This window comes from Halomonas sp. ND22Bw (genome assembly GCF_003011945.1).
Classification (GTDB): Bacteria; Pseudomonadota; Gammaproteobacteria; order Pseudomonadales; family Halomonadaceae; genus Halomonas; species Halomonas halophila.
Genome location: NZ_PXWD01000022.1, coordinates 1 through 6,517 on the forward strand (window position 1 = coordinate 1; position 6,517 = coordinate 6,517).

5 protein-coding genes and 1 pseudogene are annotated in these 6,517 nt (G+C 65.0%); all 6 read left to right on the forward strand.

The window, feature by feature from the left end; genetic code table 11:
• Positions 1–135: pseudogene (locus tag CVH10_RS27275) on the forward strand (5-dehydro-4-deoxyglucarate dehydratase); the annotation flags it as partial.
• A 54-nt stretch (positions 136–189) separates the two neighbouring features.
• Positions 190–1,242 (forward strand): ABC transporter substrate-binding protein, encoded by a 1,053-nt coding sequence (locus tag CVH10_RS16675; RefSeq protein WP_035593088.1) that lies wholly within the window; start codon positions 190–192, stop codon positions 1,240–1,242.
• Between the two features lie 101 nt (positions 1,243–1,343).
• Entirely contained in the window at positions 1,344–1,787 is a 444-nt protein-coding gene (locus tag CVH10_RS16680) for a tripartite tricarboxylate transporter TctB family protein (protein WP_035593085.1), read from the forward strand.
• A 13-nt stretch (positions 1,788–1,800) separates the two neighbouring features.
• Entirely contained in the window at positions 1,801–3,312 is a 1,512-nt protein-coding gene (locus tag CVH10_RS16685; RefSeq protein ID WP_035593083.1) for a tripartite tricarboxylate transporter permease, read from the forward strand.
• Between the two features lie 26 nt (positions 3,313–3,338).
• Positions 3,339–4,907, forward strand: coding sequence for a galactarate dehydratase (gene garD, locus CVH10_RS16690; protein WP_035593127.1), 1,569 nt, complete (start codon positions 3,339–3,341; stop codon positions 4,905–4,907).
• Between the two features lie 43 nt (positions 4,908–4,950).
• Positions 4,951–6,276: an enolase C-terminal domain-like protein gene (locus CVH10_RS16695; protein WP_106489307.1), complete on the forward strand. Its 1,326-nt coding sequence runs from the start codon at positions 4,951–4,953 to the stop codon at positions 6,274–6,276.
• Positions 6,277–6,517 lie beyond the last annotated feature (241 nt).

Genomic DNA, 6,517 nt, shown 5'->3' on the forward strand with positions numbered 1-6,517 from the left:
GCGGTCAGCCTGATCAAGGCCGGTGCCGAGATCATTGGGCGTCCCGCCGGCAGCGTTCGCGCGCCGCTCGAGATGCCGAATGCCGAGGAACGGGAACGACTGGCTACGCTGGTCGAGACCGCCAAGGGCTACTAAGAGCAAGAGCCCGAACTTCACCCACTCTCAACAATGACAGCGAAGAGGTGAAACATGAGCATGCCCAGCATCTACAAGACACTCGGAACCTCCGTCCTGATGGCCGGCATGGCGTTCGGCAGTGCCGCCGCCATGGCCGCCGACGGTCCGCTGCGCGGCAACGTCCGCGTGGTGATCGGCTCGACCTCCACGGGCGGTGATACCTACCAGAACTCCAGCATCGTTGCCGATGCCCTGGCCGAGCACCTCGACATCAACATGAAGGTGGATGCCGTCGGTGCGAGCTCGGCTTTCCGCTTTCTGGATCGCGATGCGCGCGGCAACACCCTGATGATCTTCCACGATCAGTCCTACCTCGGAAACCTGTACGGCGTTCAGGGGTACGACGACATCTTCGAGAAGTACACCATCGGGCCGACCGTCGCCATCAACCCGGGCAATGCCTACCTGGTCCCCAAGGACTCGCCCTACGAGACCCTGGACGACGTGATCGCGGCGGTCGGTAACGGCGAGGAAGTGCGTGTCGCCATCCAGCCCGGCGGCGTCTCGGAAATCGGCTTCAGCGCCCTGAAGAATGCCATCGCCATCGAGCATCCGGGCATGGAAGACAACCTGGTGGCCGTCAACACCGGCTCCCAGGCCGACAAGAACCAGCAGCTCTTCGATGACCAGGCCGACATGATCAATGGCACCGTGCAGGCCAACGAGCAGTACACGCGCCTGCCGGAAGACGACCAGAAGGCCATGCGCTTCCTGTGGCTGACCGCGCGTCAGGGCACCATCGAACAGGCGCCGGAAGACGGTCTCGGCCAGACCACTCGCGAGCAGCTGCTGCAGTACGTCGAGCCCAATGTGTCCGTGCCAATGGGCAACGGCAACAACTTCACCTTCGATAAGGAATTCTTCTTCCTTTACAACAAGGACATGGATCAGGCCATCGTCGACCAGATCGACCAGGCGCTTGCCGAGATCTACGCCGAAGGAGAGATCCAGGAGACCCAGAAGAACTCCTTCTTCATTCCCAACTTCAAGCCGTCCGACGAAGCCGCCCAGTATCTGGAGACCAAGATGTCCGTCTACGAGGACATCATCACCAACATCCAGTAAGGCAGGGTCGCCGGCGGGGAAGCCCGCCGGCGCTCGCGGCTGCTGCTTCATTCCCATAACGATCGAAAGGCCGCCTGACGAGAGCCTTCACCGGAGCCGCCATGGAATCAGGACTGTCATCCCTGCTGAGTGTCTCGATCGACTTCGAGACCTCCCATCTGTTCTTCCCCCATATCATTCACTGGGTGATGGGCATCCTCTTCGCCCTGGTCCTGGTGCTCAACGTCGTGCCTTTTCTCGCCGCCGTCAGGCGAGGTGACAGGACGCTGCCGATCCTCGGCGAGTCCATGGACAAGTTCCGCTTCTTCGGCACCCTGGCGCTGATCTCCGCCTATTTCTATCTGATGGCGGTGGTCGGCAACGTCTTCCCCTATACGGGCTACGGCTTTTTGTTCGTGTCGATGCCTTTTCTCTTCCTGATGTCGCTGATGTACATGCACACCAGGACCCGGCGCAAGGTCCTCACGGCCGGCATCAACGCGCTCGTGGCACCGACGCTGGCGTGGTTCATCCTCGCCAAGCTGTTCCAGATCACCCTGCCGTAGCGGAGTCCTTCCCATGCTCGATATCCTGTCGCTACTCGATATCACCTTCTTCCTGCTGGCGGCCCTGGGGGCCCTGGTCGGCATCGTCTTCGGTGCCATCCCCGGGATGACCGCGACCATGGCCGTGGCGGTGTGTCTGCCGCTCACCTACGCGCTCGGGCTCAACCACGGCCTGGCGCTGCTGCTGGGCCTCTACGTGGGCGGCATCTCCGGGGGCATGGTGCCGGCCGTGCTGCTCAACATTCCCGGCACGCCGTCGTCCATCACCACCACCTTCGACGGCTTCCCCATGGCCCAGAAGGGCGAGGGCGAGCGCGCCCTGCGGGTCTGCGTGGTGGCCTCGCTGGTCGGCGGACTCATCAGCGCCGCCGTGCTGTTCCTGTTCGCACCGCTGCTGGCCGAGTTCTCGATCAAGTTCTCCTACGTAGAGAAGTTCCTGATCATCCTGCTGGCGCTGACCGTCATCGCCTCCATGTCACGCAACATGCTGGTGGGCATCTTCAGCGGCGTGCTGGGCATCTGGCTGAGTCTGATCGGTACCTACAGCATCTCCGACGGCGGCAATGGCCATACCCGTCTGATGTTCGACTTCCTCGAACCCTACCTCTTCGAGGGCTTCTCCCTGCTGCCGGTGCTGATCGGCATCTTCGGCATCGCCACCATCCTTCTCGAGGCGGAGGAGGGCATCAAGGGCGGCCTGGGCGGCAAGCACGTCAAGTTCGGCAAGGGCGGCGGCTTCTCCTTCGGCATCTTCAAGGGCCGGCTGACCAACCTGGTGCGTTCCTCCTTCATCGGCACCTTCGTCGGCATGCTGCCGGGCGTCGGCGGCAGCGCCGCCTCGGTGCTGGCCTACACCCAGGAGAAGAACCTCTCGCGCGACTCCGACGAGATGGGCAAGGGCGCTCCCCAGGGGCTGATCGCTTCCGAGTCGGCCAACAACGCCCTGACCGGCGGTGCGCTGATCCCCCTGCTGTCGCTGGGCATTCCGGGAGATTCCACCACGGCGGTGTTGATCGGCGCCTTCACGCTCCAGGGCATCCAGGTCGGGCCGCTGTTCATCCCGGAGAACGCCGACACCTGGTACGTGATGATGACCGCCCTGGTGTTCGCCAACATCGTGATGTTCTTCCTGATGTTCTATGCCATCAAGCACATCGCCAAGGTGGTGCTGGTGCCCAAGTACATCCTCTACCCGATCATCGTGATGATGTGCGTGGTCGGTGCCTATGCGATCAACTACGGCATCATGTTCGACGTCTGGACCCTGCTGATCTTCGGCGTGCTGGGCTACCTGATCCAGAAGGTCGGCCTCGAGGTTGCCCCGCTGATCATCGGTTTCATCCTTGGTGGCCAGGCGGAGATCTACTTCGTGAAGAGCCTGGAATCGGCCGGTAGCTACGGCATCTTCTTCACCAAGAGCCCGATCGCCGTGGTGCTGTGGGGACTGATCGCCGCCTCCGTGGCCTTCTCGGTGATCATGAGCCTGAAGAGTCGCGCCCACCGCCGCATGGAGAGCCCCCAATGAGTGCCACGCAGACGTCGGACGGCCGCATGACATCATCGACGAACGCTCCCCGCGTGATTCGTGTCCATCCCGGTGACAACGTGGCGGTCGTCGTCCGCCAGGGCGGGCTGGCGGACGGGGATCGCATCGAGGGCGATATCGTGCTCTGCCAGCCGGTGCCACAGGGCCACAAGGTGGCGCTGGTGGCGCTGTCGGAGGGCGACGCCGTGATCCGCTACGGCGAGGTCATCGGCACCGCCGCCGTGGAGATTCCCCAGGGCGGTCACGTCAACGAGACCAACCTGCACATGCCCACGCCGCCGGCCCTGGAAGACCTGCCGCTGGCGACGCGCCCTGCGCCCGAGACGCCGCCGCTCGAGGGCTATACCTTCGAGGGCTTCCGCAATGCCGACGGCAGCGTCGGCACCAAGAACGTGCTCGGCATCACCACCAGCGTGCAGTGCGTGGCCGGCACCGTCGATCACGTGGTCCAGCGCATCAAGCGCGAGCTGCTGCCGCGCTTCCCCAACGTCGACGACGTGGTGGGGCTCAACCACAGCTACGGCTGCGGCGTGGCGATCAACGCGCCGGCCGCGGTGGTGCCGATCCGCACCCTCAAGAACCTGGCCCGGAACCCGAACTTCGGCAACGAGGTGATGGTCATCGGGCTCGGCTGCGAGAAGCTGCAGCCCTCGACCCTGGTCGATGATCGCCCGGTGAAGCTCTATGAGAACACCGCGGCGGCCGACCCGGAGGCCAACGTCCTCAGCCTGCAGGACGAGTCCTTCGAGGGCTTCGGCGAGATGATCGAGGGCATCATGGCGATGGCCGAACGTCATCTCGAGCGCCTCGACCGCCGCCGCCGCGAGACCTGCCCGGCCTCCGAGCTGGTGGTCGGCATGCAGTGCGGCGGCAGCGATGCCTTCTCCGGGCTGACCGCCAACCCCGCAGTGGGCTTCGCCACCGACCTGATCGTGCGCGCCGGGGGCAGCGTGATGTTCTCCGAGGTCACCGAGGTCCGCGACGCCATTCATCTGCTCACGCCGAGGGCCGTGGATCCCGAGGTCGGTCAGGCGCTGATCGACCAGATGGCCTGGTACGACGACTACCTGTCCCAGGGCCAGGCGGATCGCAGCGCCAACACCTCGCCGGGCAACAAGAAGGGCGGGCTCTCCAACATCGTCGAGAAGGCGCTGGGGTCGGTGATCAAGTCCGGCGACTCGTCGATCGTCGACGTCATCGGTCCCGGCGAACGGGTGCGCAGGCGCGGCCTGACCTTCGCCGCGACCCCGGCCAGCGACTTCATCTGCGGCACCCTGCAGGCCGCCGCGGGCATGAACCTGCAGGTCTTCACCACCGGCCGCGGTACGCCCTACAACCTGCCGATGACGCCCGTCATCAAGGTCGCCAGCAATTCCACCCTGGGGCAGCGCTGGCACGACCTGATCGATCTCGACGCCGGGCGCATCGCCACCGGCGACGCCACCATCGAGGAGATGGGCTGGGAGCTGTTCCACCTGATCCTCGACGTGGCCAGCGGTCGCCGCCGAGTCGCCGCCGACCGGCTGGGCCTTTACAACGACCTGGTGCTGTTCAATCCCGCGCCGGTGACCTGACCGTCTGATGGTTATTTCGACCGTTACAAGAAGAGGCAATGCCATGTTTCCCAAGATCACCAAGATGAACATCGTGCCGGTCGCCGGCGAAGACGGTTTCCTGCTCAACCTGAGCGGCGGCCATGCGCCCTGGTTCATTCGCTGCGTGCTGGTGCTGGAGGACGAGTCCGGCAACCGCGGGGTGGGCGAGATTCCCACCAGCGAGGGCATCCAGAAGGGTCTGGACAAGTGCCGCGGCCTGGTCGAAGGCGCGCGCGTCAACGAGGTCAAGCAGGTGCTCAGCCGCTGCCGTGACCTGCTGGCCCAGGGCGGTCCCGAGGAGCGCGGTCGCCAGACCTTCGACCTGCGCGTGGCCGTGCACGTCATCACCGCCATCGAGTCGGCGCTGTTCGATCTCTTCGGCCAGGCGCTGGGCATGCCGGTGGCCGACCTGCTGGGCCAGTACGGTCGCCAGCGCGACGAGGTGGAGGCCCTGGGCTACCTGTTCCTGCTCGGCGATCCGGACAAGACCGACCTGCCGTACCCGCGCGTGACCGACCCGGTCGATGCCTGGGATGAGGTCCGCTATCGCGAGGCCATGACGCCGGACGCCGTCGCCAACCTGGCCAAGGCCGCCTACGACCGCTACGGCTTCAGGGATTTCAAGCTCAAGGGCGGCGTGCTGCGCGGCGAGGAAGAAGCCGACTGCATCCGTGCGCTGCACGAGGCCTTCCCCGAGGCGCGCCTGACCCTGGACCCCAACGGGGCCTGGAAGCTGGACGAGGCGGTGCGCGTGCTGGAGCCGATCAAGCATCTGCTCAGCTACGCCGAGGATCCCTGCGGCCAGGAAGGCGGCTTCTCCGGCCGCGAGACCATGGCGGAGTTCAAGAAGCGCACCGGGCTGCCCACCGCCACCAACATGATCGCCACCGACTACAAGCAGCTGCAGCTGGCCGTGCAGCTCAACTCGGTCGACATCCCGCTGGCCGACTGCCACTTCTGGACCATGCAGGGCGCCGTGGCCGTGGGTGAGCTGTGCAACGAGTGGGGCATGACCTGGGGCTCGCACAGCAACAACCACTTCGACATCTCCCTGGCGATGATGACCCACGTGGCCGCTGCCTGCCCGGGCGAGATCACCGCCATCGACACCCACTGGATCTGGCAGGACGGCCAGCGTATCACCAAGGATCCGCTCCAGATCCGCGACGGCAAGCTGAGCGTGCCGAAGGCACCGGGCCTCGGCATCGAGCTGGACGACGACAAGCTCATGGAAGCCCACGAAAAGTACAAGCGCCTCGACGTCACCCAGCGCAACGACGCCATGGCGATGCAGTACCTGATCAAGGGCTGGGAATTCGATCCCAAGCGTCCGGCCCTGGTGCGCTGAGGCGCGAGCGTCGACGAGAGCCGGCGGTAAGCGGCTCGATGGTATGGCATGTCGATTTAGCATGCTAACGTTTTACACTGCTAGACGGCGTGGCGACGGATGTCGCCCCGTCTGACCCGAACGGCGCCGGTCCGGCGCCCTACGACAGGAGAAGCCGCATGACCCTGGAAGGCAAGCAACTGATCGGCCAGCAGGCCGTGCTCAGCGACGGCAAGGCGATCCAGGCCGTCGATCCCGCCAC